The sequence below is a fragment of the Virgisporangium ochraceum genome, from assembly GCF_016863655.1.
Taxonomy (GTDB): Bacteria; Actinomycetota; Actinomycetes; order Mycobacteriales; family Micromonosporaceae; genus Virgisporangium; species Virgisporangium ochraceum.
Genome location: NZ_BOPH01000022.1, coordinates 73,675 through 99,982, shown reverse-complemented (window position 1 = coordinate 99,982; position 26,308 = coordinate 73,675). Strand labels below are relative to the sequence as shown.

Below are 26,308 nucleotides of genomic sequence, written 5' to 3'. Positions count from 1 at the left end.
CGCCCGCGCTTTTCTACGGTCGACAGGGTGATGAGCTTCGTTCGCCAGTGGACCCTGCGGCTGACCAGTGTCGCGCTGACCGCCCTGTACGCGTTGTACCGGGTGCATCCCGCTGTCTGGCGGACGATGGCCCGCAACTACCGGCCGTGGATGGGCCGGTTCGCCCGCCTGCACGCGTTCATGACGTGCCAGTTCGCCGCGCTCGACGTCCCCGCGTACGCCGACTTCCTCCGCCGCCGCGGCTGGACGTTCCGCTACTTCGACCTGTCGACGTACCCGGAGACGGCGAAGGACACCTACGTCAGGGCGTACCCGGAGGAGCAGCGGTGCTGGCACGGCCGGTTCGAGGTGACCGGCAGCGTCGTCGACGAGTCGTCGGGCTCGTCGGGCACGCCGTTCAACTGGGTGCGCGGCCGGCGCGAGCTGAACACGGTCCACAAGAACCTGGCCGGCTACACGACGCTGGTGTTCCCGTCGCGGCGGAGGTTCGTCATCAACGCGTACTCGATGGGCGCGTGGGCCACCGGCACCAACACCGGCATCGCGATGGCGAAGGTGGCCATGGTGAAGAACACCGGGCCCGACCTCGCGAAGATCGTCGACACCCTGCGGCACTTCGGGCCCGGGTTCGAGTACATCGTGACCGCGTACCCGCCGTTCCTGAAGCACCTGCGCGACGCGCTCGACGCGCGCGGTTTTCCGTGGCACGACTACCGCATCAGCGGCCTGGTCGGCGGCGAGGGCATGACCGAGGCGCTGCGCGACTACCTGGAGGAGCGCTTCGCCAAGGTGCGCAGCGGGTACGGCGCCAGCGACCTGACGATCGGGATGGCGGGGGAGACCGACCTCAGCGTGTGGCTGCGCCGCCGTCTGCGCACCGACGCCGGGCTGCGGTCGGCTCTGCTCGGCGCCGACGAGCACCGGCTGCCGATGGTGTTCCAGTACAACCCGCTGGAGACCTACCTGGAGACCAACGCCGACCACGATGTGGTCTGCACGGTGAACTCGACCGCCGTGATGGCGCCGAAGGTGCGCTACAACATCGGTGACGAGGGGCGGCTGTGGTCCTTTCCCGAGGTGCTCGCGGCCCTGCCGCCGTCGCTTCGACCGGAAGCGCTGCAGGCCTGGATCTCCGACAGGATGCGCCTGCCGTTCCTGTTCCTGTTCGGCCGCCGCGACAGCACGGTGTCGTACATGGGCGCCAACATCTACCCGCAGGACGTCGAGTACGGCCTGTACGAGGGGAACCCGCACGCGCACCTGATCGCCGGGTTCTGCCTGGAGGTGGTCGAGGACGCCGACCTGTCGTCGCGTCCGGTGGTGAACGTGCGCCTGCGACCCGGGGCCGGGGTCGATCGGGGCGACCTGGCGCGCCTGTGCGCCGACGGCGTGGTCGCCCACCTCGCGTCGGCGAGCCGCGATTTCGCGGAGTCGCTGAAGGAGGACCCGTCGGCCGCCCGCGTCGAGGTGCGGGTGTTCGACCACGACGACGGGCCGTTCGCGGGTGCCGACGGCCGGATCAAGAACGTCTACCTGATGACGGGAGCACGCTGATGCGCACGGAGGACTTCACCCACGCGCCGCCGATGGGGCGGGCGACGTCGATGTTCGTGGGCGGCACGAGGTACACGGGTCCGGTGGCGCTGCTCCGGTTGCTGCCGCGGTGGATCCGTCTGGTGCGGCAGCTGAAGCGGATGCGCGGCTACCGCTGGCACACGGTGTACTGGACCTTCCCGTTCACGCTCGGCACGATCGCGCTGTTCGACGACCGCGACGCGTTGCTGCGCTTCGCCCGCGCGTCGGCCCACCGCGACCTGATGTGCTGGGTGTCGGGCAACGGCACGAGGATCGCCACGGGTGGCTTCATCCGCTTCTTCGACGCCGGCCCGCACGGATACACCAACGGCGTGTGGCGCGCGGAGGACGACTCGATGGCGCACACGGAGCGGTTCGGTCCACTGTCCAGGGAGCACGAGGGCCCGGCGGTGCACAGGTCATGAGTCTCGTGGTGTCGAAGGTGGCCGACAGGGCCTCCCTGGGCCAGTTCCGCGACCTGCCGGTGCGCCTGCACCCGCGTGACCGCTACGTACCCACGCCCCGCCCGACGATCGACCGTTGGTACCGCTCCGGCGTCGACATGTACGTGGTGCGCGACGGTGCCGGCGTCGTGGTGGGGCGCACGACCGTCCACCGGGACGCGCGGATCGACGCGAAGCTCGGTCCGCGGCAGCTGTTCGGCCTCACCGAGTTCGTCGACGACCCCGCGGTCGTCGAGGCCCTGCTCGACACCGCGGCCGCCGGTGGCCGCCGACTGTTCGGCCCGGTCGCGTTGCTGCCCAACGAGACCGGCGGCGTGATCACCGACGGGTTCGGCGAGCGTGGCTTCGTCGACTCGGCGTGGAACCCGGCCTACTACGCGGCGCGGTATGAGGAGTACGGGCTGCGGCGGCGGTTCGAGGCCGACACGTGGATCTGCGACGTGTCCGCGCCGGTGGCGTTCTCCTTCGACGACAGCCGGATCGCGCGCGAGGAGCTGGTGATCCGCCACGGGTCGCGACGCCGGTTCGACGGGCAGCTGCCGATCCTGCGGGAGCTGCTCAACGCCAGCTTCGCGGGGCTCGGCTACTACACCGAGATCTCCGCCGACGAGCTGGCCGGGCAGACCGACGGGCTGGCGTACCTGCTCGACGAGAGCCTGCTGCTGTGGCTGGAGAAGGCGGGTCGGCCGGTCGCGTTCGTCGTGGCGGTGCCCGACATCTCGGAGTTCCTCATGCGGTTCTCCGGCCGCCTCGGGCCGGTGCACCGGTTGCGGTTGCTGCTCACCCGTCGCCGGTACCGGCGCGACGCGGTGCTCGTCATCAAGGGGACGGTGCCGGCGGAGCAGGGCAACGGGTACCTGACGCTGCTGTCGCGGGAGCTGCACCGCAACCTGCGCGCCGGCGGGTACCGGTCGCTGCGCAGCACGTTCGTCGAACGCGGCAACCACGCGTCGGCCGCGCAGTACCGCCGCATGGGCGGCCGACCGTTGCACGGCTACACCTTCTATGAGACGCCGTGAGCGAGCCTTGGCGAGCGAACAGTCAACTCAGTGGTGGCGAACGCATCGCCGAGCGGAGCGAGGTGATGTCGTGAGCTGGCCGGAGGCGTTCCGCGAGCTGGAGCCGGTGGTGCAGCGGGCTCCCAGCGCCCACAACACGCAGCCGTGGACGCTCACGTACGGCGCCGACCACGTCGACATCGGCTGGGACCCGTCCCGCGCGTTGCCGGTGTCCGACCCGACGCGCCGCGACCTGTTCCTCGGGCTGGGCACGTTTGTCGAGACGTGCCTGATCGTGGCCGCCGACACCGGCCTGCGCGTGACGGCCGGGCACCTGCGCCTGATGCCGGCCGCCGACCGGTACGACACCCCGTTCACGGTGACCGACGTCGAGGAGCGGCGCTGCGCCCGCGGCCGCTACGCGCCCGGACCGCTGCCCGGGGTCGCGCTGGAGCCGGGACTGGTGCGGGTCCCCGCCGCCGACGTGGCGGCGCTGCTGCCGGTCGCCGACCGCTGGATGTTCGGCTCGACGCCGGTCACCGCGGAGCTGCGCGAGTGGCTCCGGCTCACGCCGCGGCATCCGCGCTACGCGGAGGACGGCCTGACCGACCGGGCGCTGGCACTGTCCACAATGGAGGCGGTCGGGCTGCGGGTGGCGTTGAGCCCGCGCGTCTACGCGGTCGGGCGGCGGCTGGGGCTGCCGTCGCTGCTCGCTGGCGCGTCACCGGTGTCGCCGGAGGACACCGTGTTCGTGCTGACCGGCGACCCCGCCGACCCGGTGGACGCCGGCCGGCGGCTCATGCGCACCTGGCTCGCGCTGGGCCGGCACGGCGTCGCGGTGCACCCGTTGAGCCAGTTGCTCGACTGCCCGCACACCGCGGCCCGGCTGGCCGACCTGGTCGACGGCCCGCCGCTGGCGGTGTTCCGGGCCGGCCGTCCACTGAGGACACCGCCACGCTCGTCCCGCCGACCGACGCCGCGCTAACGGCGGCGCCACCGGTCCCTCGCCACGGCGAGCACGAGCGGACCCCACAACAGCAACGGAAGGTACGCGACGGCGACCGGACCGCCCGGCTCGGGTCGCCGCACCGCGTCGGACTCCTCGGGACCGATGAGCACGGGCCCGGTCTCCACGAACCCGAACACCGCGTTGAGCCCGACGTACACGCTGATCGCGACGAGCAGCAGCCCGCCGGTGACCGCCGGAACCACGGCCACCCGCGCGGGGACGGGCACCGGGTACACCAGCGCGAGCGTCAGCACCGCGAGGCCCACCGACACGACGGACAGCGTCACGAGGTACCAGCCCTCGGCGTCCATCCGGATGTCGTCCTCGGCGAGCAGCGACACGCGCCAGACAGCCGACGGCAGTACGCACAACGGAACGGCCCAGGCGGCGGCCACCGCCCACCGGGCCGGGGGATCGATCGTGGTCACGCCGTCATCGTGTGCGGGCGATCCTGTGTGTTGGCTGAATGCCCCTGAGTGCACTCTCAGGCGCGCATCGGGAGAGGGATAAATCTTCATTAAGGGCGTCGTGGCGGCTCCGGTCGGTGGGGCATCATCCGGAGAGGTCCGCAGGGCGGTGCGGGGTCCCGTCGTTGTGTGCTGCCCCCGGAGGAGAGCCATGAGACTGCGCGTGGCCATCGTCGCGGCCGCCGTCACCACGGTGCTGGCGACCGTCGGCACGACCGTCACCACCCTGGCGGTCGCCGACGCGTCCGTGGCCGGTCCGCGGGTGGGTTCGGTGGCCGCGGCCTCGTGGTCGGCGTCGTTCGACGGCTTTCCCGGTGCCGCGTGGAAAACGGCGTGGGGCGTCGTCCCCGGTGGACAGTTCGGCTTCGACCGCATGTTCGCGATGACCGGCGGCGGCCTGCTCGTGCGGTACGGTGCCGGCTCCTCGGCGCCGAGCTGCACCAACTGCCCGAGCGGGGGCGGCGGCCAGTTCTACACCGACCTCGACACCCTCGGCCTGTCCTCGATGGCCACCAGCCGCACGCTGAGCCTGAGGTACCAGCTGAAGTTCCCGGCCGGCCACGACTTCGGCCGCGGCGGCAAGCTGCCCGGCCTCTACGGCGGCAGCCCCGGCGAGGCCTCCGGCGGCAACCACGGCGACGCCTGGTCGACCAGGTTCATGTGGCGCAACGGAAACCAGGGTGAGGTCTACTTCTACTCACCCGACGAGGACGGCTACGGCCGCGACCTGGGCCTGGGCGCCTGGCGCTACCCCGCCGACGACGCGTACCACACGATCGAACAGTTCGTCGACCGCTCCCGCCAGACCATCACCGTCTGGTTCGACGGCGTCCAGGTCTTCACCACGGCGGTGACCGGCATCGGCGCCATCGACTTCAGCGGCATCTTCTTCTCGACGTTCTACGGTGGACACTCCACGGAGTGGGGCCCGGCGGTCGCGTCGGAGGTGCGGTTCCGGAACTTCTCCCTCAGCACCGCGGTCCAGCACTGAGAGTCGTTCACGTTCGACCCGCCTCTGGACCTTGTTGGCGGCCTGTGACAGGTTGACTACATGTCAGCCGGTGGTGAGCGGGTCGATGAGTTCGACTGACATCCTGATTATCACCGCGTCACGCGAGGAGTACGACGCCGCCCGTTCGGCGGTCGACGTCGCGCGGTGGGAGCAGCGCGGCGGCGGCGCCGTCCCGTCGCATCTGTGGGGTGAGTACCGCGCGAACGACGGTCGCGTCCTGTCGGTTGCGCTGGCCCGGCCCACCCGCGGCGGCGGCAGATCCCTGGCCCCGCTCGCGACCTCCCTGGTGGGCGAGGTCCACCCGACCTGCCTGGCGATGTGCGGCACCTGCGCGGGCAACCCGGCCGACACGGCACCGGGCGACGTGGTGGTGGCCGAGGTCGCCTACGAGTGGGACGAGGGCCTCCAACTCGGCACCGCCCTCATCGGGGACCACCGACAGTTCCCGCTCCACCCTGAATGGGTCCGGGCGGCACAGGACTTCAACCCGGCCGGTCTGCCCAGCCACGGTCCGGCCAGCACCGACGAGGCGCTGGTGTGGTTGCTGGAGCGGCTGCACCGGGGTCAGGAGCCCCGCGACCACCCCGCCCGCAAGCGGTACTTCCCGGTGGGCACCTGGTCGGAGCGGCTCGCCCGCTGGGAGGCGGACGGGCTGATCGACCACCACGGCACAGCGGTCGGCCTGACCCCGGTGGGCCGGGCGATGGTCGAACGGCGCCTCTACGACGACGTCGACGCCCCACGGTCGTTGCCGTTCGCGGTCCACGTGGCGCCCATGGCCAGTGGCAGCGCGGTCATGTCCGACGGTGGGGTGTGGGACTCGTTGCGGGGCATGGGAATGCGGCGCATCGGCGCCGTCGACCTGGAAGCGGCGACGATCGCGACCGTCGCCCATGAGCTGCGCGTCCCCTTCTGGCTGGTCGCCAAGGGCGTCGCCGACCACGCGGACGCCGGCCCGGAGGACCGCTACCGGACCTTCGCCGCGCGGGCGTCCGCCGAGGTGCTCTTCGACCTGCTGGTAAGCCTCCGGCTGCCCGCGGCGTCACGACCGAAGGTGGACGTCCGGCCGGCGGTGGGCGCACGGCCGACCGACCTCCGCAACGCGCTGATCGACGCCCTTCTGCAGCTGCCTGCCATGGCGGCGTTGTCCAGGCGTGTGCTGGTGGTCGACCTGATCCGGCGCGAGCTGCCCGGCTTCCCCGACGTGACCGAGCAGCCCGTGGCACGTATGCACATGGCTTCCCTCGTCACCGCCTGCCTCGACCACCCGGGCGCACTGGAGGTACTGGCAGAGACCGTGGCACTGGTCGACCCGGACACGCACGCGTCGCAGAAGATCCGCACCCTGATCGACGGCGCCACGGTGGCCCAGCGGCTGTCGCCCCGGCTCCTGGAAGCGGGTCGGGACCTGCTGCGGAGGGCCGACCGCGACCTCGACCTGGACCTGCCGACCCTCCTCGGCCTCGATCCGGAATCATCGTCGGAGGACGAGTTCGATCTCCGCGCTGGCCAACGCACGGAACCGGGAGAGGTCCCGCCGGTTCTGCGCCTGATCGTCGAGGCGACCGCCGAGGTCGGTGGTCCGGTCCGGGCCGAGATGTCGGCGTGGGTGGACCGCGTCGCGCACCAGCTCGGGCTCAAGAACGAGGTCGACGCGTACCGCTCCGCGATCTCCGGTGCCGGCGCCCGCGCCGCTCCGCCGGAGGTGGAGCAGCCCGCGCCGGCGGTCCTGGGTGGTGTCCCACTCCGGAGCCCCCGGTTCGTCGGACGCGAGGCGCTGCTCGACCAGGTCCGGGTGGAGCTCGGTCGCCAATCCCCGCTCGCCCTCGCGCTGATCGGGATCGGTGGCGTCGGCAAGACGCAGCTCGCGATCGAGTACGTCTACCGGAATGTCGGGTCGTACGACCTCGTCTGGTGGGTCCCGTCCGGAGGGCGGGACGAGGTCGTCGCGTCACTGGCCCGGCTGGCGGACCACCTCCAGGTCAGCCGGGGCTCCTCCGGCCGCGACGCCGCTGACGCGGCGACCAGGGCACTGCTGGCGACGTCCGAACGGTGGCTGCTGGTCTTCGACGACGTCGGCAGCCCGGACGAGGTCGACGAGTTCGTTCCCGTCGGCGGTGGTCACGTGCTGGTCACCTCGCGCGACCCGGAATGGGCGAGCCGGGTTCTCGCGCTGCATGTCGACGTGTTCGAGCGTGCCGAGAGCGTCAGCCTCCTGCGGAGATACGCGGAACGGCTCCCGGCGCCCGACGCGGCGAGGGTGGCGGAGGCTCTGGGCGACCTCCCGTTCGCGCTCGCCCCCGCGGCGTCGTTCCTGGCCGAGTCCGGCATGCCGGTCGACGAGTATCTGCGGCACCTGGGCGAGGCCGACGAACGGCAGACGGCCTACGGATTCAGCCCGGTCCGAGCGGTGTGGCAGATCTCCATCGACGCACTCGCCCGCCACTCCCTCGACGCGTTGCGCCTGCTCCAGGTGTGCTCGATGCTGGAGACGCAGCAGGTCCCGTGGGATCTCTTCGACACGCCGCTGCACCTGTGGACCCCCGAGCTCACTCACCTCCAGACCGACCGGATCGCCTTCAACCGGGCGCTGCGGGTCATCAGCCGGTATTCGCTGTGCCGGCTCGACCACCGTCTCAGCGCGATCGAGCTGACCCGGACCGCCCAGTTCGTGGTCTGGGAGGCGATCGACGACGAGCAGCTGCCAGCGCTGCACCATGACGCCGAGGCGCTGGTGGCCGCCCGTCCCGAGCTCGGCATCACCGTCAGGCCGGCCCCGGACCGACCGGCGGACGTCGACGCCGGCTCGGTCGAGCTGACCACCTCGGTGCGGCGGCTGCTGGCCGCGGACGATCCCCAGGCGGTGGCGCGGCTGCGGTCGCTGGTCGGATCCGTCGACGGAGACACCGCCGCCCGGCTCGACAGCGAGTTCGCGTTCCTGCTCGACCCCCTTCCCGAGCTCGACGCCACCCCGGGCCGGCTCGCCTGGATCTCGGGAATCTGGACCGCGCTGTCCGCCGGCAACGGGTACGAGTTCCGGGCCCCCGAACCCGACGACTCGCCCGTCGCGACGGACCAGCCGGTCGCACCGGAGCATCCGGCCGACACCGCCACGGAGCCGACCGTCGAAGCGGAGACGCCGCTGGAGGAGTCGTTCCTGCGGTTGCTGCGGCGGATCTGCCGGGTCTCCACACCCGTGGCCGACGCGACGGTCCGAACGCTCCGCGGTCAGGCGGCAGGACCGCAGTACGGGCACAACCTGCGGGTGACCGGCTCGGCCCTGGCCGACGACGAGGTGACGGTGTCGCTCCTGTTCCGCTGCGGCACCGGTGAGCTGACCGTCGACGACGTGGGCACGGCTCTCCTGAACGCCCAGCACCGGTACGCCGACGGCGGGCTCGACCAGTTCGTCGTCGTCGCGCCGCACGCCGATCCGTCGGCCGAGCTCACCGCGCTGGTGCACCGGATGAACCGGCGACAGGAGCACCGGTTCGACATCCAGGTCTGGGGCCCGTCGGAGGGGGTCGAGCGGCTGTTCGCGCTCGAACCGCCGGTCCACCGGACCGTCTACGGCCGGCCGCCGGCAACGGGTCCGGATGGCGCACGGGAATGGGCGGAGAAGGTGGGGGCCGCCGTCCGGTTGCCGGATCCGTGGCCGAGGTACCTCCGGAACACCTCGATGCACTGCCTGGGCGGCGAGGTCTGGGAGCACTTCGCGGCGCTGCTCGACGACCACGTCGAACCGAAGCTGTCCGACGACAAGGGCGCGGTGCTGGAGGTCCCGCTGGGCACGGCGGTGCGCGACTGGTTGTCCAGCGACGGGAACCGGTCGTTGCTGCTGCTGGCGGAGTTCGGTGAGGGGAAGAGCTTCTTCACCTACTGGTTGAGCTGCCGGCTGGCCGCCGAGTTTCTCCGCAACCCCCGTACCGGGTACCTGCCGCTACGGCTCGCCCTACGCGACCTCCGGCAGGCCGGCGGCGGACAGGAGCTCGTGGAACGGCGCCTGAAGCATCTCGGAACGTCGCTCGCCGAGTGGCACGAGCTCAGCCGCCGGTACCGGACGGTGGTCGTCCTCGACGGGTTCGACGAGATGTCGGCGCGGATGGACCCGGAGGCGTTCCGGCGCAACGTGACGCTGCTGGAGTCGTGCTACGAGTACCTTGACCGGTCCAAGGTGCTCATCACGTCCCGGACGCACTTCTTCGAGAGCCCGCGCGAACGCGAACGGTTCCTCGACCGCGTGGGCCGACCGCAGACGGTGCGGATCGCCCCGATCCCGCGCGCCCGCAGCGAGGCCTACCTCCATGCCCACGCCGTCGCGATCCAGGCCGAGGACAAGCTACGCCGGCTGAAGACGCTCTACGACCCGATCGGGCTGGCCGGCAAGCCGCTGTTCCTGCAGATGATCAAGGAGACACTGCCGGAGCTGCCCGGTGACCGCTTCGACGAGCTGGTGCTGTACCGCACCTACGTGGAGCGGAGCCTGCGCCGGAAGATCGCCGACCTCGAGGACCCGGGCGCCGAGGTGCTGCGCGAGGAGCTCATCCCGAACCTGCAGGGGATTCTCGAGCTCATCGCCACCGAGCTGCACGTCACCGACCAGGGCTACGTCAGCCTCAAGGCGGTCGCCGGCCAGCACGATCTGCACCGGATGCTGTGGCAGATGGCCGGCTCGGCGGGCGCGTCACCGGCTGCGGCGAGTTCCGACGACGCCCGGGCCCGCATCGGGATCCGTTCGCTGCTCAAGCCGGTGGCCGCCGCGGACCACCACGTCTGGCCGGTCGAGTTCTTCCACCGGTCGATGCGCGAGTACTTCGTCGCGTGCGCGATCGTCCGGCGGCTGCGCGAGGGCGTTCCGGACGACGACCGCGCGTGGCGGGAGGTGCCGCTGCCGCCGGAGGTCATCAACTTCGCCGTCCTGCTGATGCGCGACGATCCCGGTACCGACTTCCCGGCGGTCCTGCTCGCCGCCGTACGGTCGGCGGAGACGGGTCGCGACAACGGATGTGTCGGCGGCAACGCGCTGTCCCTGCTGTACGGCCTCACCGGACGGCTGCCGACCGGTTCGTGGGCCGGGCTCGACCTCGACTACGCCTACCTGCCCGGAGCGGACCTCAGCGGGATGAGCTTCCGCGGCAGCCGGCTGCGGCACGCGAACCTCGACAACACCACGCTCGACCGCGCCGACTTCACGAACGCCGACCTCACCGGCGTCCGGTTGGAGGAGACGGCCGCGGTGCGGGCGCTGGCACCGGTTCCCGGCGCGGCAGGTGTCTACTGCGCCTACGGCGACGGCACCCTGCGGGAGTGGCGGTTCGGCGGTCCGCGCCAGTTGACGACGCACATCCTGCGCTCGGACCTCCCGACGGATGTCACCGCGATCGCGGTCGGCCCTTACGGCGACATCGTGACGTTCGCGCGGGGAACCGTGTCCATCCTGGTCGGTTCGGCGAACGGCTGGCGGCCGGTGTCGACGTTCCAGCCGCGTCCACAGGTGCGGTTCTTCGCCGGCTATCGGGGCGACATCGTGATCTGCGCCGACATCGACGGGGAGACCCGCGCGATGCGGTACGACCCCGCGGGTCGTGAGGTGCGGGCGGCCGTGCCGGTTGCCGCCGACGACCCGCTGGCGGCGTCGGTCTCCGGAACGTTCGTGGTGTCCAGGTCGACCGGACCGCCGGCCGACCGCGAGCGGACCGTCAACCTTCCCGACGCCCGAGCGGCGACCGTCGACGCGCGTGATCTCGGAGACGGCCGGATTCTGATCGTGGCGGGGTTCCTGGACGGAACGATGACCTGCTGGCTCCGCTCCGGCACCGGTCCGCTGGAACGGTTGTGGTCGCACACCTTCCACGCCGGACCGGTGGCGTCGGTGCGGTTCGTCGGTGACGGCTTCGTCGTCAGTGGCGGAGCCGACCGCAGCATCCTCATCTTCCCGCTGGCGCCGGACCTGTCGGTCGGTCCGCCGGAGCGCCTGCGGTTGTCGGTGCGGTGCGAGGGCATGCGCTTCGCCGGCGTCGCGGGGGAGCGGGAGGCGCAGATGCTGCGGCGCCTCGTGGACCGGCAGCGTTCAGGCGGTCAGGTTCGCCAGTACCCGGTCGAGGGCGGTGGTCACGGCCTGCCGTGACTCGTCGGTGTGGTCGAGCAGGTCGAACGAGTGCCGTCCGTTCGGAACGTCCACAATGGACACATCCGCCTCCGCCTCCCGCGCCGTGGCCACGAACGCCTCCACCGTGGACGCGATCGCCGGCCGCTCCAGGCCCACGCGCGTGAGCACGATCGGCAGCGCGTTGGCCCGCATGGCGCCGGCCACGCCGGCGGCGGCCGCCACGCCCACGGCCTCGACGGCGTCGGCCGGGCGGAAGCGGACCGCCGGCGTGAAGCCCGCAACCGCGCCCAGCAACGGGTACGTGAGCGCCACGCACCGCAGCCACGCCGGCGGGTCGCGCAGCCAGTCGGCGCTCAACGGGCCGCCGCCGGAGAAGAACCACAACGCGACGCGGTCGGCGTCGACGCGGGGGTGGCGGCGCACCCGGTCGACGGCGGCGACGACCTGGTCGGCCGCGCGGGGGTAGGCGTCGACGTCGTGGAGGTCGTGGTCGATCGTCACCCCGACCGCGCCCCGCGACGCGACGAGCGCGCCGTACCCGCGGTACACCGGCCACTCGCGGGGTCGTGGTGACACCGTGGGCGGCAACGGTCCACCGTGGACGAACACCACCGCCGGTCGCGTTCCGCCGGCGTCGGGCAGGTACAGGTCGGTGTCGCCGGCCCGCTCCGGCTCGACGGGCTGTACCGGCACCACGAACGGTTCGAGAAACTCCATGCACCGACCCTACGAGGCGTAGCCGATCTCCAGCACCGTCACCGTGCCGCCGTCGCCGTCGACCAGGTGCTGCTCCACGGTGGGCCCGCACACGGTGAGGCCGTGCCGGCGCACCCAGTCGAACAGGTCGTGGCCGGCGCGGACCACCCCGACCGCCGGGGGCACCGTCGTCCGGACCACGGGGCGCGCCGGAACCGTCAGCGGGTCGCGGCCGTCGGCGACGGCCGCGCGGAAGCCCCCGGACGGTGACCCGTCCAGCCAGGTCAGCAGCGTGCCCGCGCACAGTCCGGCCAGCTCCGACGGGTGGCCGACCTCCACGTACCGCACGCGCATCCGGCGCGCGGCGACCCGGGTCCGCTGGGGGAGGACCGTGCTCGCGACGCGGAGCCGGTCCTCGGCGGCGGCCACCGCGGCGGTCAGGGCGGCGATGTCGCGGCGCAGGGCGGTCACGGTGTCGGCGAGCGCCTCGGTGACCTGCGTGTCGGGCGCGTCGACGAGGTCGGCGACCCGGCGCAGCGGCAGCCCGAGGTGCCGCAGCCCCCGGATGCGTTCCAGCCTCGCCAGCTCGGCGGCGCCGTACCAGCGGTAGCCGGTCAGCGGATCGACGGCGGCCGGTGCCAGCAGTCCGATCCTGTCGTAGTGCCGCAGCGTGTGGTCGGAGACCCCGGCCATCCGCGCCAGCTCACCGATCCGCCACACGCGCGTCCTCCTTGACCTTCGCCCTGGGCGAGGGTTCTACCGTCCCCGGCCATGACGCTTCCCTCCCGGGCGGCCGGCGGGCTGCTGCTGGCCGCGTTGCTCGCCATGGTCGCCTCCGCGGCCGTCGTGGTGCCATCGGGGCTCACCCTGAATCCCACCGATCCGGCCGCGACCCTGGCCGCGGTGCACGCGAAGCCCGGTCTCCACGTGTTCGAGCTCGCCCTCGACGTGCTGGGCTGGCTCGCCCTCACCGCCGCCGCGCTGTCGCTGCCGGCGGGCCGGCTCCCGTCGGGGTTGCTCGCCGCCGCCGGGCTGGCGGGCCTTCTGCACGACGCGTTCAACCTCTCGGTGACCCGGTTGGCGGCCGATTTCCACGATCCGACCACCGTCACCGTCGCGGGCGCCGTGCTCGTCGTCGGCAAGTGGATGGTCAACCTCGCCGGCCTGCTCTGGGTGGCCGCCACGGCGGTCGCCGCGTCGACGTCGGCCGGCCGCTCCGGCATCGCGTCCGCCGGCCGCTCCGGCATCGTGGCCGCGGTGTGCGGGTTCGCCGCGGTCGTGCTGCCCTGGACGACGGGCACGGCCGGCCCGTCCCCGGTCCTGGAGCAGGTGGGGTACCTGCTGCACCTCCCGGTGATGGTCTGGTGGGGCGTGCTCGGATGGCGGCTGGTGCGTCAGCCGTAGGCGCGGATCCGCGCGATCTCGGCCCGCGCGTGGTCGACCTCCGGGGAGTCGCCGCCGTCGGCGCGCGCCACGGCCTTCGCCAGGTCGTGGGCGGCCTCGATCATGTGCTTGCCGGCCCTGCGCTGGCCGCGGCCGTGCAGCGAGCGCAGGAACGCCCGCCGGTTGCCGGTCGCCGCGTCGACCTCGGGCTGGTAGAGGACGCCGCGGTCGACCTCGGGGGCGAGGATCGCCCGCGTCCACGCGCGTTCCGGCGGGGCGGCCAGGCGGAAGGTGTACCAGAGCAGCACGAGCTCCGCCGCGGCCAGGACCAGCATGGCCAGCCCGGACCAGCTACCGGCGTAGGCGCCCATGTTGTCCCACAGGCTGTGGGCCGTCATCGCCGCGAGGATCATCAGGGCGCCGCGGACCGCGTGGCGGGGCACGCCCCGGCCGAGGATCCACATGAGGCCGGAGCAGAAGACGGCGCTGAACAACGCGTGGCTGACGATGCCGGCGCTCGCCCGGGCGAGGAAGATGCTCCAGGCCGCGCCGAGCTGGTCGGAGGCGCTGGCCGCGGCGGCGTTGAACGAGTACAGCACGTCCTCGGAGACCTGCAGGCCGAGGCCGGCGAAGGCACCGACGATCAGCCCGTCGTAGGGGCTGCGTACCAGTCTCGGTGCCAGGCCGAGCAGCAGCACGAGCGCGGTCGCCTTCGAGGTCTCCTCGGTGACCGGCGCGGTGAGTCCGGCGGCGAAGTCGTGCGCCCAGGCCGGCCCGAACAGCTTGCCGTACAGGGCGAGGATGGCCGTGTTCGCCTGCAGGCCCATGAGGTACGTCGCCGGCACCGCGCCCCAGAGGAACGCCACCAGCAGCAGCTTCGGCGGCAGCGCCGTGTGGCGGTTGTGGTGGTTCAGGAGAAAGAGCCATGGGACCAGGTACAGGCCGAACAGCAGCGCGCCGCTGCCGATCCCCGTCCCGTACGCGCCGAGCTGCGGCCCGTACAGGTGCACCAGCTCGATGACGCCGGCGACCATGCCGAACACGAACACCCAGAACGCCGCGTTGTGCCACTGGACCAGCCGGAACCGCGCGCCCCAGCCGGAGTCGCGGATCGCGGTGGCGCGGTCGGTGTGCTCGTCGACCAGGGTCATGAGCCGGCCCGCCCGGCGACGCTGCGGAGCATGGCGTCGATCTCGGCGGCGTGCACGGCCAGTTGGCCGGACGTGGCGTCGACCACGACGGTGACACCGACCCCGTCGAACGCGTACGCGGCCACCAGCCCCTCCCCGGACCCGCTGGAGTAGTCCTCGACGACGCCGGTGATGCCGTCCTGCGCCGGCACGGTCGTGCGTCCACCGCTGACCGTGAAGCCGGGCAGCGCCGACGAGTCGATCCGCTCGGCCTGTCCGAGCAGCGCGTCGGCGTCACCGTTGAACGGCGCGACGTGCACCGACGCCACGACCCCGCTCTGCCCGACCTCGGCGTCGCCGCTGGCCGGTGTGCGGGTCGACCCGACCACGTACCCCTCGACCAGCCGCCAGCCGACCGGCGGCGTGATCGTGACGCCGCCGCCGAGGTCGAGCCGGTCGCCGGCCCCGATGCGCGGGTAGTCGGCCGGCGTCACCCGGTTCACCACGGGCATCACCACGGCCCAGAGCAGGATGAGCCCCGCGACCACGCCCGCGGCCGGCAGCGTGCGCCGGTCGAGCCCGAGCCAGCGCCGCTCGACCGGCACCCAGGTATCCGCAACCGTCATGCGGACACCTTCGCACCGCGGGCCCGGCATGCCAACGCGATCCGCCGAACCGCGTGGCGGCGCACCCGGGCTCCCGCCCGCCGGCTCCACCCCGGTCATTCCCCGGCCGACGGACCGGTGTCGCGCAGGAGCAGCGCGTCCACGAGGTCACGCATCGGCCCCACCAGGTCGCCCTCGTCCGCCGTCGCCAGGGGCTCCAGCCCCGCGGAGCGGAACACCACCGCCCCGATCGACGCCGCCAGCACCAGCTGCGCCCGCACCAGCAGCCCGTCGTCGCCGGCGCCGGGGTGCCAGCCGGCCGCCGTGGCCAGCCGCTCCGTGTAGTAGCGCAGGAAACCGACCCGCAGCTGGTCGATGCGCTCGTCGCCGGACCGGCGTAGCAGCAGCGGCAGGAACTCCCGGTGCCCGCGGTCGCCCTTCGGGCCGGCGATCAGTCCCGCGATGCTCTCGGCGATCCGGTCCGGACCCGTGCTCGCCTCCTGCCGCGACTCCTCCACCAGGTTCATCAGGCACGCCTCGAACAGGCCCTCCTTGGACCCGAAGTACCGGTTGATCAACGCGACGTTCACCCCGGCGTCCTCGGCGATGTCGCGGACCGTGGTCGACGCGTACCCGTCGGCCGCGAAGCGGCGGCTCGCCGCGTCCAGCAGCGCCTTGCGCGTGCGTGCGGCATCGCGCCGGCGCGGATCCATGTGCGCAGCGTAACCGACGTCACATGTGATGTAAACGCGCGTTGACTCACGAAGACGATCACCCTACCGTTACTAAGTCAGCAGCCGTTTACATGCAGGGACCATCCATGACACAGACCGTCGTCGAGCGCCCCGACACACGGGCACCACGGCACGCCAACGCCACCCTCCTGGTGCTGTTCCTGTCGCTGGGCGGCCTGGCGTTCGCGACGCTGCAGTCGCTCGTGGCGCCGGCGCTGCCGGTGATCGCGCAGGACCTGCGGGCCTCCACCGGCGACATCAGCTGGGTGCTCACCGCGTACCTGCTCGCCGCGTCGGTGTTCACGCCGATCCTCGGCCGGCTCGGCGACATGGTCGGCAAGCGGCGCGTGCTGCTCGCGGTCCTCGTGATCTTCTTCGCCGGGACGCTGCTGGCCGCCCTCGCTCCCAACCTGGTGGTGCTGATCGCCGCTCGCGCCCTGCAGGGCGCGGCCGGCGCGATCCTGCCCCTGTCGATCGGCATCGTGCGCGACGAGCTGCCGCGCGAGCGCGTCGGCGTGATCGTGGGTCTGCTGTCGGCCCTGTTCGGCATCGGTGCCGGCATCGGCATCGTGGCCGCCGGCCCGATCGTCGACCACCTCAGCTGGCACTGGCTGTTCTGGCTGCCGCTGGCCCTGATCGTGATCGCGATGCTGGGTGTGGTGTTCGGCGTGCCGGAGTCGCCCGTGCGCACGCCGGGTCGCCTCGACGTGCTCGGCGCCGCGATCCTGTCGGTGTCGCTGGTGTCGCTGCTGCTGGCGATCAGCAAGGGCCGCGAGTGGGGCTGGACCGACCCGCTGACCGTCGGACTGCTGGTCCTGGGAACCGCCGCCCTGGTGTCGTTCGTGCTGGTCGAGCTGCGCGTGAAGGAGCCGCTGATCAACATGCGGCTGATCGCCCTGCGCGGCGTGTGGGCCACCAACCTGGTCGGCCTGGCGTTCGGCTTCGCGATGTTCGGCACGTTCCTGCTCATTCCGATGCTGCTGCAGCTGCCGGCCGCGACCGGCTACGGGTTCGGCAGGACCGTCACGCAGGCCGGACTGTTCCTGCTGCCCACGACCGTGACCATGCTCGTGTTCGGACCGCTCTCCGGCCTGCTCGACCGGCGGTTCGGCCCGAAGCTGCCGATGTTCCTCGGCGCGGTGTTCGTGGTCGCCGCGTTCACGCTGCCGGCGGTCATGCACGACCAGCTGTGGCACATCGTCGCCTCGGGCCTGCTGACCGGCGCCGGTATCGGGCTGGCGTTCGCGGCGATGTCCAACGCGATCATCGAGACCGTGCCCGCGTCGCACACCGGCGAGGCGACGGGCGTCAACGCGATCGTGCGGACCATCGGCGGCAGCGTCGGCACCGCCGTGATCGCGGCGGTGGTCGCGGCCAACACCGACGCGCGCGGCCTGCCGTCGGACTCCGCGTTCACCGAGGGCTTCTGGGTCTGCGCGGTGGTCGCCGTGGTCGCGATCGTCGCGGCCCTCGCGCTGCCGTCCGCGCGGCGCCGCCGCGCCACATTCGATGTGACGCACGTGAGCGCGCAACGGCCGCCAGTGTCCGACGGATGAGCAATGGCCGCCACACCCCCGATGCGGCAGTGTCGGGGGTGTGGTGACTGTCCGCCGTTTCCGCGCCCCCGACGCCCCGGTGCTGTGGGCCCTGAACAACCTGCCCAACGTGGGCGCCACCGCTGACCCCGACGCACCCCTCCCGCTGCCGCCGGCCCAGGACCCACCGGCCGCCTTCCCTGACCTGGCCGACATCCCCGCCGGGTACCTCAGGGCCGGCGGCGACTTCCTGGTGGCCGAGCGGGACGGACACCTGGTCGGTATGGGCGGCATCCGCCCCACCGGTGCGGGAACGGCGGAGGTCCGGAGGCTGCGCGTGCACCCAGCCGTGAGGCGCCAGGGCATCGGCCGGTCACTGCTGGCCGCCCTGGAGCAGCGAGCCCGCGACCTGGGGCTGCACCGCATGGCGCTGGACACGGCCGACAACCAGCCCGAGGCGGTGGCGTTCTACCGGGCCCTCGGCTACGACGAGTCCGGCCGGGAGAGCCACCCCGACTGGTCGTGGACCCTCGTCTACTTCACCAAGCCACTCAACCCCGAGTAACCCGACACCCTTGCCCCGGCGAGGTGCGAGCCCCGGTCGGCCGCCCCGCGCGCCCGTGTGACCCCCTATCGCGCCCCCCTCGCGCCCGCACCCCCGCGCGCCCCCAACCGCGCCGATCTTGCAGTTATGGCCGCCCTTTCGTCCTGTTTCAGGGCGTTCTGCACCGGCCACAAGTGCAAGATCGACGCGGTCCGGTGCCCCCGCGAGGCGCTGGGCGGGGCGGGAGTACGCGGCGAGGCGTGGTTCGGGAGCTGGGCGCGGTGCCGGCGGCGCGGCGTGGGCGGGGCGTGGGCGGGGCGTGGTTCGGCGCGCCGTGGCCGGGCGTGGTTCAGAGCACGCGGCGTGGGCAGGGCGTGGTTCGGGGCGTGGGAGTCGCGGGTGTCAGCGGCGGGTGGGGGCCTTCTTCGCGGGAGCCTTCCTGACAGTCGCCTTGGTGGCGGAGGTCTCGGCGGCGGGGGCCTTCCTGGCGGGTGCCTTGGCGGCGGAGGTCTTGGCGGCGGAGGTCTTGGCAGCGGGTGCCTTGGCGGCGGAGGTCTTGGCGGCGGCCGTCTTCGCGGCGGGTGCCTTGGCGGGGGTCCTGGTCGCCGGCTTGCGGCCGTTCGCCGGGGCGCCGACGTAGTCCGCGAGGTGCTCGCCGGTCAACGTCGAGCGCTCCGCCACCAGATCGGCGGGCGTGCCCTCGAACACGACGCGCCCGCCGTCGTGGCCGGCGCCGGGGCCCAGGTCGATGATCCAGTCGGCGTGGGCCATGACGGCCTGGTGGTGCTCGATCACGATCACCGACTTGCCGCTGTCGACCAGCCGGTCGAGCAGGCCGAGCAACTGCTCCACGTCGGCGAGGTGCAGGCCCGTCGTGGGCTCGTCGAGGATGTAGACGCCGCCCTTCTCGCCCATGTGCGTGGCCAGCTTCAGCCGCTGCCGCTCGCCGCCCGACAACGTGGTGAGGGGCTGCCCGAGACTGAGGTAACCCAGTCCGACGTCGACGAGGCGCGTCAGAATAGCGTGCGCCGCCGGGATCCGGGCCTCGCCGGCGCCGAAGAACTCCTCGGCCGACGCCACCGACATCGCCAGCACCTCGCTGATGTCGCGGCCGCCGAGCTTGTACTCGAGCACCTCGGCCATGAACCGCTTGCCCTCGCACTCCTCGCACGGCGACGCGACGCCCGCCATCATCCCGAGGTCGGTGTAGATCACGCCGGCGCCGTTGCAGGCCGGGCAGGCGCCCTCGGAGTTCGCGCTGAACAGCGCCGGCTTCACGCCGTTGACCTTCGCGAACTGCTTGCGGATCGGTTCGAGGAGACCGGTGTAGGTGGCGGGGTTGCTGCGCCGCGAGCCCTTGATCGCACCCTGGTCGATGGCGACCACGCCGTCGCGGCCGGCGACCGAGCCGTGGATCAGCGAGCTCTTCCCCGAGCCGGCCACGCCGGTCACCACCACGAGTACGCCGAGCGGAATGTCCACGTCCACGGACTGCAGGTTGTTCGCGGACGCGCCACGGATCTCCAGCGCGGAGCTGGAGGAACGCACGGACGGCTTCAGGGACGCCCGGTCGTCCAGGTGCCGGCCGGTCACCGTATCGCTCTTCCGGAGACCGTCCAGGTCGCCTTCGTAACAGATCGTGCCGCCGGCCGTGCCGGCGCCCGGTCCGAGGTCGACCACGTGGTCGGCGATCGCGATCGCCTCGGGCTTGTGCTCGACGACGAGCACCGTGTTGCCCTTGTCGCGCAGGCGGATCAGCAGGTTGTTCATCCGCTCGATGTCGTGCGGGTGCAGCCCGATCGTCGGCTCGTCGAACACGTACGTGGTGTCGGTGAGCGACGAGCCGAGGTGGCGGATCATCTTGACCCGCTGGGCCTCGCCGCCCGACAGCGTGCCCGACGGCCGTTCCAGCGACAGGTACCCGAGCCCGATCTCGACGAACGAGTCGAGCAGGTGCCGCAGCCCCGCCACCAGCGGCGCGACCCCTTTATCCGAAATGTCCGAAACCCACGACGCCAGATCCGAGATCTGCATCCGGCACACGTCGGCGATCGAAGCGCCCTTGATCAGGGACGATCGCGCCAGGGACGTGAGGCGGGTGCCGTCGCAGTCGGGGCACGTCTGGAACGTGATGGCCCGCTCCACGAACGCCCGGATGTGCGGCTGCATCGCCTCGACGTCCTTGGACAGGAACGACTTCTGGATCGACGGGACCAGTCCCGAGTACGTGAGGTTGATCCCCTCGACCTTGATCTTCGTCGGTTCCTTGTACAGCAGGTCGTTCAGCTCGCGCTTGGTGTACCTCGCGATCGGCTTGTCCGGGTCGAAGAAGCCCGACTGGCGGAAGATCCGGCCGTACCAGCCCTCCATGCTGTAGCCGGGGATGGTGATCGCGCCCTCGTTGAGCGACTTGCTCTCGTCGTAGAGCGCGGTGAGGTCGAAGTCCGACACCGAGCCGCGGCCCTCGCACCGTGGGCACATGCCGCCGGTGATGCTGAAGCTGCGCCGCTCCTTGACCTTCTGGCCGTGCTTCTCGACGGTCACCGCGCCGGCGCCCGAGATCGACGCGACGTTGAACGAGAACGCCTGTGCCGAGCCGATGTGCGGCGTGCCGATGCGGCTGAAGAGGATGCGCAGCATCGCGTTGGCGTCGGTGACGGTGCCGACCGTGGAGCGGGGGTTCGCGCCCAGCCGCTCCTGGTCGATGATGATCGCGGTGGTGAGCCCGTCGAGGAGGTCGACGTCGGGCCGGGCCAGAGACGGCATGAACCCCTGCACGAACGCGCTGTAGGTCTCGTTGATCATCCGCTGTGACTCGGCCGCGATCGTGCCGAACACCAGCGAGCTCTTGCCCGACCCGGACACGCCGGTGAACACCGTGAGCCGCCGCTTGGGAAGCTCGACGGACACGTCCTTCAGGTTGTTCACCCGGGCGCCCTGCACGCGGAGCAGGTCGTGGGAATCGGCGGGATGCATGCGGTCGCTCCTCAGGCTTGCTGGATACGCAGAAGGTTGCCCGCCGGGTCGCGCACGGCGAAGTCGCGGATGCCGTACGGCTGGTCGGTCGGCTCCTGGACGATGTCGATGTCGGTGGCCTGCAGCCTCTCGAAGGTGCCGTCGACGTCCTTCGTGGCCAGCAGGAGGCCGCCGTAGGTGCCCTTGGCCATCATCTCGGTGATGACGCGGCGCTCGTCGGCGGTGATGCCGGGGTCGGCGCCCGGCGGGTGGAGCACGATCGAGGTCTGCGGCTGGTCGGGCGGTCCGACGGTCAGCCAGACCATTCCGTTGTACCGGACGTCCTTGCGGATCTCGAAGCCGAGCTTGTCGCGGTAGAAGGCGATGGCCGCGTCGGCGTCGTCGTGCGGCAGGAAGCTCGCGGAGATGTTGATGTCCATGCTGCTCAGGCTAGTGGCGCCGGGTCCGACCGGGCTTCTCGATTCCTGATCGGTCGGGTCACCTGCCTGGTGATCATCGAGGGCAGATCCGCCGGTGCGTGCTCGGTCCGGTAGACGCTGGGCGGCACCCCCACCAGTTCGGAGAACCGGGTGCTGAACGTGCCCAGCGACGAGCAGCCCACCGTGAAGCACACCTCGGTCACACTCAGGTCGCCCCGTCGCAGCAGCGCCATGGCGCGCTCGATGCGCCGCGTCATCAGGTACGAGTACGGTGACTCGCCGTATGCGGCCCGGAACTGCCGGCTGAGGTGTCCGGCGGACATGTTCACGCCGCGCGCGAGCGCCTCGACGTCGAGCGGCTGCGCGTACTCCCGGTCGATCCGGTCGCGCACGCGCCGCAGCCGCGCCAGGTCGCGCAGATGCTGCGCCTCGGCCGGGGTGCGTCCGGCGGTCCCGGTCATCGGTCGATAATAAATTGCCGGGACCCACGTGAGCGCGCGACAGTGGGAATTCGTTCTACGAGGAAGAAACCCCTTGTCTACCACCACCGCCACCGTCACCGTGTTCGCCGCGTCCACGAGCTGGATCGAGTCCGACGCGGTCGACCAGTGCCACCAGGTCGCCGCGTTCGACGGCATGCGTCACGTCGCCGGCATGCCCGACCTGCATCCGGGCAAGGGCGCGCCGATCGGTGCGGCGATGCTGTCGAGCGTGCTGTACCCGCACCTGGTCGGGTCCGACATCGGGTGCGGCATCGCGGTGTTCCCGTTCCGCCTGAAGAAGGCGGTGCCCGAGCAGCTCGCCGGCCGGTTCCCGAACCTCGACCGCGGGCTCGACGACGACGACCCCGCGTGGGACGTCGTCGACGCGTTCGGCGGCCTGCCCGGTGGCTGGGAGGATGGCCTCGGCACGGTCGGGCGGGGCAACCACTTCGTGGAGCTCGCCCGGGTCGAGCCGGTTCTCGACGCCGGCCACGCCGCCCGGATCGGGCTGTCCGCCGGCGAGCTCGTGCTCATCGTCCACAGTGGATCGCGGGGTCACGGCGAGCGGATCCTGCGCGCGCACACCGAGCGGCTCGGTGCCGGTCCGTCCGACGATCCGGCCGCGTACCTGGCCGCGCACGACGAGGCGGTGCGGTGGGGGTCGCTCAACCGGCGGGTGCTCGCGGCGCGCACCGCGGAGGCGCTGGGCGCGCCGGTCAGCGAGCCGGTGGTCGACCAGTGCCACAACCTGGTCGAGGTGACAGACGGCGGCTACCTGCACCGTAAGGGCGCGGCTCCGGGCGACGGCACCGACGTCCTGATCGCCGGCACGCGGGGTACGCGGTCGTACGTGGTGGCCGCGCACGCCGGTCCCGACGCGAACTTCTCCGTGGCGCACGGCGCGGGCCGCAAGATGTCGCGGGCCGACGCGCTCAAGCGCGGCAAGGCCAAGCACACGGTGGAGGAGCTGCGGCGCACGCCGGTCGGGTCGGTGGTGGTGTGCGGCGACCGGCAGCTGCTGTTCGAGGAGGCGCCCACCGCGTACAAGCGCATCGAGCAGGTCGTCGGCGACCTCGTCGACCACGGGCTGGCGACGCCGGTGGTCACCACGGTGCCGCTGGTGACGTACAAGACGCCCGACGTGGCGCCTAAGGGTCGCCGCCGCTGACGTCCTTCCGGCACAGCCGGAACCCGATGTTCGGCGCGACGTTCCCGCCCCACCAGTCCGCGTTCCAGGGCGCCGACCGGCGCGACATCCGGAACGACACCGTCACCGCCTCGGCGCAGTCGGCCCAGGAGCCGCCTCGTAGCACCCGTTCCTCGCCGCCGCCGCCCGATCCCTCCACATAGGACCGTGAGTCGTACCAGTCGGCCGTCCATTCCCAGACGCCGCCGCTCATGCCGTACAGGCCGTAGCCGTTGGGCGGCAGGTCGCGGGACGGGGCGATCCGGGCCGAGCCGAGGTGGTCGAAGTCGCAGCGCCCGGGGGTCGGCGGCTCGTCGCCCCACGGGTAGCGCTTTCCGGTGAGCCCGCCGCGGGCGGCCTTCTCCCACTCGGCCTCGGTGGGCAACGAGTACCGGACGTCCGCTGTGGACAGTCGGGCGCACAGCTCCTCGGCGTCCTGCCACCCGACGCTGACCATCGGCTTGGTGTCGTACCGCAGTGGGCGGCGCGCGTCGGCCGGCAGCACGACGCCGTGCCGCGCCAGTTCGGCCTCCCACTCGACCACCTGCTCCAGCGAGGCGGTGCCGAACAGGTCGGTGTCCGCCTGCTTCTCGTCGAGGCAGTACCGGCGCCGGATCTTGTTCTGTTCCCAGAGCAGGAAGCCGTCGAAGTCGTGGCGTGGCACGCCGCGGGGTGGTGTGTGCCAGCCCATCAGGTCGCAGTAGGTCGACCAGCTGACCGGGGTCTCGGAGAGCCAGTAGGCGTCGAGGGTGACCTCGTGGACCGGGCGTTCGTCGGGGTCGCCGTGTTCGGAGCCCATGAGGAACGGGCCGGCCGGGACGTACCGGAACCGGATGCCGTGCTCCTCGACGACGGTCAGCGGTTCCATGCGCTGATGTCCACGATCGACAGTGGGTTGTGGACGGTGGCCGGCGTGTGCCGCTCCAGGTCGACCTGCCCGTCGATCCACGGGTCGGGCGCGTTGACCGAGCCGTTGAGCACCAGGGCGCGGGCGCGGCAGCCGCCGGCGAACGTGGCCGTGTTCCCGCGGGTGCCGGCCGGGTCGGTGTGGGGGAGCGCGCGGATCGCCCGGAACCCGGCGCTGTCGCGCCAGATCCCGGCCAGCGTGCTGTCGCGCACGTTCGCGGCGACGAACGCCGGCCCGAGGAAGCTGCACGGGTTCACGTCGCCGGAGACCGACACCGAGCAGACCAGGTTGCCGGCGCCGCAGCCGTAGTTCTGGTGCACCACCGACTGGGTTCCGGCCCGGGAGTACGGCCCGAACGGGTCGACCTGCCGCAGGTGCACGGTCTCGTCGAGGTCGGCGAGCGTGTTCAACGCGGCGTTGTACTCGGCGAAGCTCGGCATCAGCTCGCGGTGCCGGGTCGCCACGCCCACCGGGTACAGCGGGCGGAACACGGCGGTGTCGGCGCCGACGTCGCGGGCGAGCCGGGCGCACGCGTCGATCTCGTCGACGTTGGTGCGCATGACCGTGAAGGCGAGCGTGAACCGGGCGTGCCGGCGCAGGAGCGTCAGCTTGTCGAGCACGCGGTCGAACGTCCCCTCGCCCCGTACCCGGTCGTTGGTCGCCGCGGTGGCGCCCTCCAGGCTGACGTTGAGCCACACCAGGTCGCGCCGGCCGAACTCGCGGGCGATGTCCTCGGTGAGCAGCAACGCGTTGGTGGTGACGCACGGCGCCAGCCCGTGCCCCACGGCCAGGTCGATGATCTCGAAGAGGTCCTTGCGCAGCAACGGCTCGCCGCCGGTGAGCCCGAGCCGGAAGCTGCCGAGCGCCGCCATCTCGGCGAACAGCCGGTCGAGGTCGTCGAGTGTGAGCCGCCGCTCGCGGCGTGGCAGGTCGCCGGCGAAGCAGTGGGTGCAGGTGAGGTTGCAGGCCGACACGACCTCCAGGTGCACGGCCAGCGGGCCCACGAGATGGTCGGCCGGCGGGTCCAGGTCGAGGGCCACGCCCGCGAAGCGGGTGCCGACGGTGAAGAAGCCGAGGTCGTAGAAGTGCTCGAAGAAGCGCACGATCGTCTCGCGGTGCGCGTCGTCGCGGGCGGTGGCGAGCACGGCGTCGATGGGCGCGTCGCGCAGGGCCAGGAGTACGGTCGTCGCGTCGGCGTCGAACGGTAGGTACCGCGAGGTCCGCCGGTCGAACACGAGGCTGCCGAAGAACTGCGGGACGAGCACCAGCGGGCCGCTCACGCCGGCGCCCCGATCGTGAAGGCGTGCCGGATCCACAGGGTCGGCGCGGCCGCTGCGCCCGCCTCATCCGGGACGCCGAGCCCCACGGCGCCGTCCCGGGCGAGGCGGTCGACGCGGTAGGACCCGAGGTCCCGCTTCGGGTCGTCGGGTGGGCGGCGGTCGGGCCGGTGCACCAGCCCGGCCCAGGCGCCGTCGTCGAACCCGGGCCGCGCCCAGGCCCCGTCGGTGGTCCCGTCGGTGGTCCCGTCGGTGGGATCGTCCACTGTGTACCGCCACCTGCCGTCGGCCGCCGTGACGACCTGGAACGGCGTGACGGGCCGCGACACCCCGCGCGACGGCGGGTCGTTGGCCATCCGGAACATCAGCACGAGGTACGCCGGGTCGAAGCCGGACACGACGAACCCGAGCACGTGCTCGCCGTACGGCACCACCGTGCGGGCCGCCGGCGGCGCCTGCCCGTCGAGGAGGACCGTGCACTCGCCCTCGGCGTACATCCGCATGAGGAGCGGCACGCCCGCGCGGGGGTCGCGCCACCGCAGCACGACCCCGCCGCAGCCGGCCGGAACCTCGCAGTGCCCGTGCTCCTCGAGGATCAGCAGCGGCGACTCCTTCGAGTACCGCGACAGCGAGTTCAGCTTCAGATCCCGGTCGGCCATGTGACCTCCCGATTCGTCGAGTGGGCCGCGGTCACTGTACGCCGGCCGGGCCAGCCGGTCCCGGCTCCGGGTTGCACGGCGTGAGCGCCCGACACTAGGCTCGACGGTCGGCGATCCATGTATGTGGATGCCGTGTCGGAG

At 72.1% G+C, this 26,308-nt stretch carries 22 protein-coding genes; 10 read left to right on the top strand and 12 right to left on the bottom strand.

The genetic code is table 11. The features are described from left to right. Nucleotides 1-30: 30 nt before the first annotated feature. The 4 genes from Voc01_RS09520 to Voc01_RS09505 all read left to right on the top strand — a co-directional run bounded on the left by Voc01_RS09520 (nt 31) and on the right by Voc01_RS09505 (nt 4,022). Entirely contained in the window at nt 31-1,554 is a 1,524-nt protein-coding gene (locus Voc01_RS09520) for a phenylacetate--CoA ligase family protein (RefSeq protein WP_203926944.1), read from the top strand. Then, nucleotides 1,554-2,000 carry a DUF4188 domain-containing protein gene (locus tag Voc01_RS09515; protein WP_203926943.1) on the top strand — a complete coding sequence of 149 codons (447 nt, stop codon included), beginning with the start codon at nt 1,554-1,556 and terminating at the stop codon, nt 1,998-2,000. Before Voc01_RS09520 ends, Voc01_RS09515 begins: the two co-directional genes overlap by 1 nt. Next, nucleotides 1,997-3,058 (top strand): hypothetical protein, encoded by a 1,062-nt coding sequence (locus Voc01_RS09510; RefSeq protein WP_203926942.1) that lies wholly within the window; start codon nt 1,997-1,999, stop codon nt 3,056-3,058. The genes Voc01_RS09515 and Voc01_RS09510 overlap by 4 nt, the downstream gene beginning before the upstream one ends. 70 nt (nt 3,059-3,128) lie before the next feature. Further along, a complete protein-coding gene (locus Voc01_RS09505; RefSeq protein ID WP_203926941.1) occupies nt 3,129-4,022 on the top strand; it encodes a nitroreductase family protein in 894 nt (297 codons plus the stop codon). On the opposite strand, the gene Voc01_RS09500 is transcribed toward Voc01_RS09505, so the two are convergent. Further along, the gene (locus Voc01_RS09500; protein ID WP_203926940.1) at nt 4,019-4,474 is read right to left on the bottom strand and encodes a hypothetical protein; all 456 of its coding nucleotides are present in this window, start codon (nt 4,472-4,474) and stop codon (nt 4,019-4,021) included. The two genes, Voc01_RS09505 and Voc01_RS09500, sit on opposite strands and share 4 nt — an antisense overlap. A gap of 190 nt (nt 4,475-4,664) precedes the next feature. On the opposite strand from Voc01_RS09500, the gene Voc01_RS09495 reads away from it, so the two are divergent. Both Voc01_RS09495 and fxsT read left to right on the top strand, forming a co-directional pair. Further along, nucleotides 4,665-5,504, top strand: a complete 840-nt coding sequence (locus Voc01_RS09495; RefSeq protein WP_203926939.1) for a polysaccharide lyase — start codon at nt 4,665-4,667, stop codon at nt 5,502-5,504. 85 nt (nt 5,505-5,589) lie between these two features. Next, nucleotides 5,590-11,652, top strand: a complete 6,063-nt coding sequence (gene fxsT / locus Voc01_RS09490; protein WP_203926938.1) for an FxSxx-COOH system tetratricopeptide repeat protein — start codon at nt 5,590-5,592, stop codon at nt 11,650-11,652. Here the strand turns inward: fxsT and Voc01_RS09485 are convergent. Then, complete coding sequence (locus Voc01_RS09485) at nt 11,596-12,351, bottom strand: alpha/beta hydrolase (protein ID WP_203926937.1); 756 nt, start codon at nt 12,349-12,351, stop codon at nt 11,596-11,598. The two genes, fxsT and Voc01_RS09485, sit on opposite strands and share 57 nt — an antisense overlap. Before the next feature lie 9 nt (nt 12,352-12,360). Further along, a complete protein-coding gene (locus Voc01_RS09480; protein ID WP_203926936.1) occupies nt 12,361-13,050 on the bottom strand; it encodes a MerR family transcriptional regulator in 690 nt (229 codons plus the stop codon). Nucleotides 13,051-13,101: 51 nt separating this feature from the next. On the opposite strand from Voc01_RS09480, the gene Voc01_RS09475 reads away from it, so the two are divergent. After that, a complete protein-coding gene (locus tag Voc01_RS09475; RefSeq protein ID WP_203926935.1) occupies nt 13,102-13,734 on the top strand; it encodes a hypothetical protein in 633 nt (210 codons plus the stop codon). On the opposite strand, the gene Voc01_RS09470 is transcribed toward Voc01_RS09475, so the two are convergent. The 3 genes from Voc01_RS09470 to Voc01_RS09460 form a co-directional block, all read right to left on the bottom strand. Next, nucleotides 13,725-14,864: a PrsW family intramembrane metalloprotease gene (locus Voc01_RS09470; protein WP_203926934.1), complete on the bottom strand. Its 1,140-nt coding sequence runs from the start codon at nt 14,862-14,864 to the stop codon at nt 13,725-13,727. The genes Voc01_RS09475 and Voc01_RS09470 overlap by 10 nt on opposite strands. Continuing rightward, a complete protein-coding gene (locus tag Voc01_RS09465; protein ID WP_203926933.1) occupies nt 14,861-15,469 on the bottom strand; it encodes a hypothetical protein in 609 nt (202 codons plus the stop codon). The genes Voc01_RS09470 and Voc01_RS09465 overlap by 4 nt, the downstream gene beginning before the upstream one ends. 95 nt (nt 15,470-15,564) lie before the next feature. Continuing rightward, the gene (locus Voc01_RS09460) at nt 15,565-16,161 is read right to left on the bottom strand and encodes a TetR/AcrR family transcriptional regulator (RefSeq protein WP_203926932.1); all 597 of its coding nucleotides are present in this window, start codon (nt 16,159-16,161) and stop codon (nt 15,565-15,567) included. A gap of 107 nt (nt 16,162-16,268) precedes the next feature. Between Voc01_RS09460 and Voc01_RS09455 the strand changes: the two genes are divergently transcribed. Together Voc01_RS09455 and Voc01_RS09450 are read left to right on the top strand one after the other, a co-directional pair. Next, on the top strand, nt 16,269-17,738 hold the full coding sequence (locus tag Voc01_RS09455) for an MFS transporter (protein ID WP_203926931.1): 1,470 nt from the start codon (nt 16,269-16,271) through the stop codon (nt 17,736-17,738). A gap of 43 nt (nt 17,739-17,781) precedes the next feature. Continuing rightward, nucleotides 17,782-18,282 (top strand): GNAT family N-acetyltransferase, encoded by a 501-nt coding sequence (locus Voc01_RS09450; protein ID WP_239160074.1) that lies wholly within the window; start codon nt 17,782-17,784, stop codon nt 18,280-18,282. Between the two features lie 381 nt (nt 18,283-18,663). On the opposite strand, the gene Voc01_RS09445 is transcribed toward Voc01_RS09450, so the two are convergent. Genes Voc01_RS09445 through Voc01_RS09435 form a run of 3 tightly spaced genes read right to left on the bottom strand, consistent with a single transcriptional unit; the run spans nt 18,664 to nt 22,117 of the window. Beyond that, nucleotides 18,664-21,237 (bottom strand): ATP-binding cassette domain-containing protein, encoded by a 2,574-nt coding sequence (locus Voc01_RS09445; RefSeq protein ID WP_239160073.1) that lies wholly within the window; start codon nt 21,235-21,237, stop codon nt 18,664-18,666. A gap of 11 nt (nt 21,238-21,248) precedes the next feature. Next, on the bottom strand, nt 21,249-21,656 hold the full coding sequence (locus Voc01_RS09440; protein ID WP_203926929.1) for a VOC family protein: 408 nt from the start codon (nt 21,654-21,656) through the stop codon (nt 21,249-21,251). Between the two features lie 5 nt (nt 21,657-21,661). Beyond that, nucleotides 21,662-22,117 carry a helix-turn-helix transcriptional regulator gene (locus Voc01_RS09435; protein WP_203926928.1) on the bottom strand — a complete coding sequence of 152 codons (456 nt, stop codon included), beginning with the start codon at nt 22,115-22,117 and terminating at the stop codon, nt 21,662-21,664. A gap of 73 nt (nt 22,118-22,190) precedes the next feature. On the opposite strand from Voc01_RS09435, the gene Voc01_RS09430 reads away from it, so the two are divergent. After that, a complete protein-coding gene (locus tag Voc01_RS09430) occupies nt 22,191-23,306 on the top strand; it encodes an RNA ligase RtcB family protein (protein ID WP_203926927.1) in 1,116 nt (371 codons plus the stop codon). On the opposite strand, the gene Voc01_RS09425 is transcribed toward Voc01_RS09430, so the two are convergent. From Voc01_RS09425 to Voc01_RS09415, 3 genes are read right to left on the bottom strand one after another with little or no spacing between them, the layout of a single operon-like run. Further along, nucleotides 23,287-24,192 (bottom strand): formylglycine-generating enzyme family protein, encoded by a 906-nt coding sequence (locus Voc01_RS09425; protein ID WP_203926926.1) that lies wholly within the window; start codon nt 24,190-24,192, stop codon nt 23,287-23,289. The two genes, Voc01_RS09430 and Voc01_RS09425, sit on opposite strands and share 20 nt — an antisense overlap. Continuing rightward, nucleotides 24,180-25,511 carry a radical SAM protein gene (locus tag Voc01_RS09420; protein WP_203926925.1) on the bottom strand — a complete coding sequence of 444 codons (1,332 nt, stop codon included), beginning with the start codon at nt 25,509-25,511 and terminating at the stop codon, nt 24,180-24,182. The genes Voc01_RS09425 and Voc01_RS09420 overlap by 13 nt, the downstream gene beginning before the upstream one ends. Continuing rightward, the gene (locus Voc01_RS09415; RefSeq protein WP_203926924.1) at nt 25,508-26,167 is read right to left on the bottom strand and encodes a hypothetical protein; all 660 of its coding nucleotides are present in this window, start codon (nt 26,165-26,167) and stop codon (nt 25,508-25,510) included. Before Voc01_RS09415 ends, Voc01_RS09420 begins: the two co-directional genes overlap by 4 nt. Between the last annotated feature and the right edge of the window lie 141 nt (nt 26,168-26,308).

Coding starts and splice junctions, on each gene's coding strand:
- Voc01_RS09520 (WP_203926944.1), top strand. CDS start 31: ATGAGCTTCGTTCGCCAGTGGACCCTGCGGCTGACCAGTGTCGCGCTG.
- Voc01_RS09515 (WP_203926943.1), top strand. CDS start 1,554: ATGCGCACGGAGGACTTCACCCACGCGCCGCCGATGGGGCGGGCGACG.
- Voc01_RS09510 (WP_203926942.1), top strand. CDS start 1,997: ATGAGTCTCGTGGTGTCGAAGGTGGCCGACAGGGCCTCCCTGGGCCAG.
- Voc01_RS09495 (WP_203926939.1), top strand. CDS start 4,665: ATGAGACTGCGCGTGGCCATCGTCGCGGCCGCCGTCACCACGGTGCTG.
- fxsT (WP_203926938.1), top strand. CDS start 5,590: ATGAGTTCGACTGACATCCTGATTATCACCGCGTCACGCGAGGAGTAC.
- Voc01_RS09485 (WP_203926937.1), bottom strand. CDS start 12,351: ATGGAGTTTCTCGAACCGTTCGTGGTGCCGGTACAGCCCGTCGAGCCG.
- Voc01_RS09475 (WP_203926935.1), top strand. CDS start 13,102: ATGACGCTTCCCTCCCGGGCGGCCGGCGGGCTGCTGCTGGCCGCGTTG.
- Voc01_RS09470 (WP_203926934.1), bottom strand. CDS start 14,864: ATGACCCTGGTCGACGAGCACACCGACCGCGCCACCGCGATCCGCGAC.
- Voc01_RS09465 (WP_203926933.1), bottom strand. CDS start 15,469: ATGACGGTTGCGGATACCTGGGTGCCGGTCGAGCGGCGCTGGCTCGGG.
- Voc01_RS09460 (WP_203926932.1), bottom strand. CDS start 16,161: ATGGATCCGCGCCGGCGCGATGCCGCACGCACGCGCAAGGCGCTGCTG.
- Voc01_RS09455 (WP_203926931.1), top strand. CDS start 16,269: ATGACACAGACCGTCGTCGAGCGCCCCGACACACGGGCACCACGGCAC.
- Voc01_RS09445 (WP_239160073.1), bottom strand. CDS start 21,237: ATGCATCCCGCCGATTCCCACGACCTGCTCCGCGTGCAGGGCGCCCGG.
- Voc01_RS09440 (WP_203926929.1), bottom strand. CDS start 21,656: ATGGACATCAACATCTCCGCGAGCTTCCTGCCGCACGACGACGCCGAC.
- Voc01_RS09435 (WP_203926928.1), bottom strand. CDS start 22,117: ATGACCGGGACCGCCGGACGCACCCCGGCCGAGGCGCAGCATCTGCGC.
- Voc01_RS09425 (WP_203926926.1), bottom strand. CDS start 24,192: ATGGAACCGCTGACCGTCGTCGAGGAGCACGGCATCCGGTTCCGGTAC.
- Voc01_RS09415 (WP_203926924.1), bottom strand. CDS start 26,167: ATGGCCGACCGGGATCTGAAGCTGAACTCGCTGTCGCGGTACTCGAAG.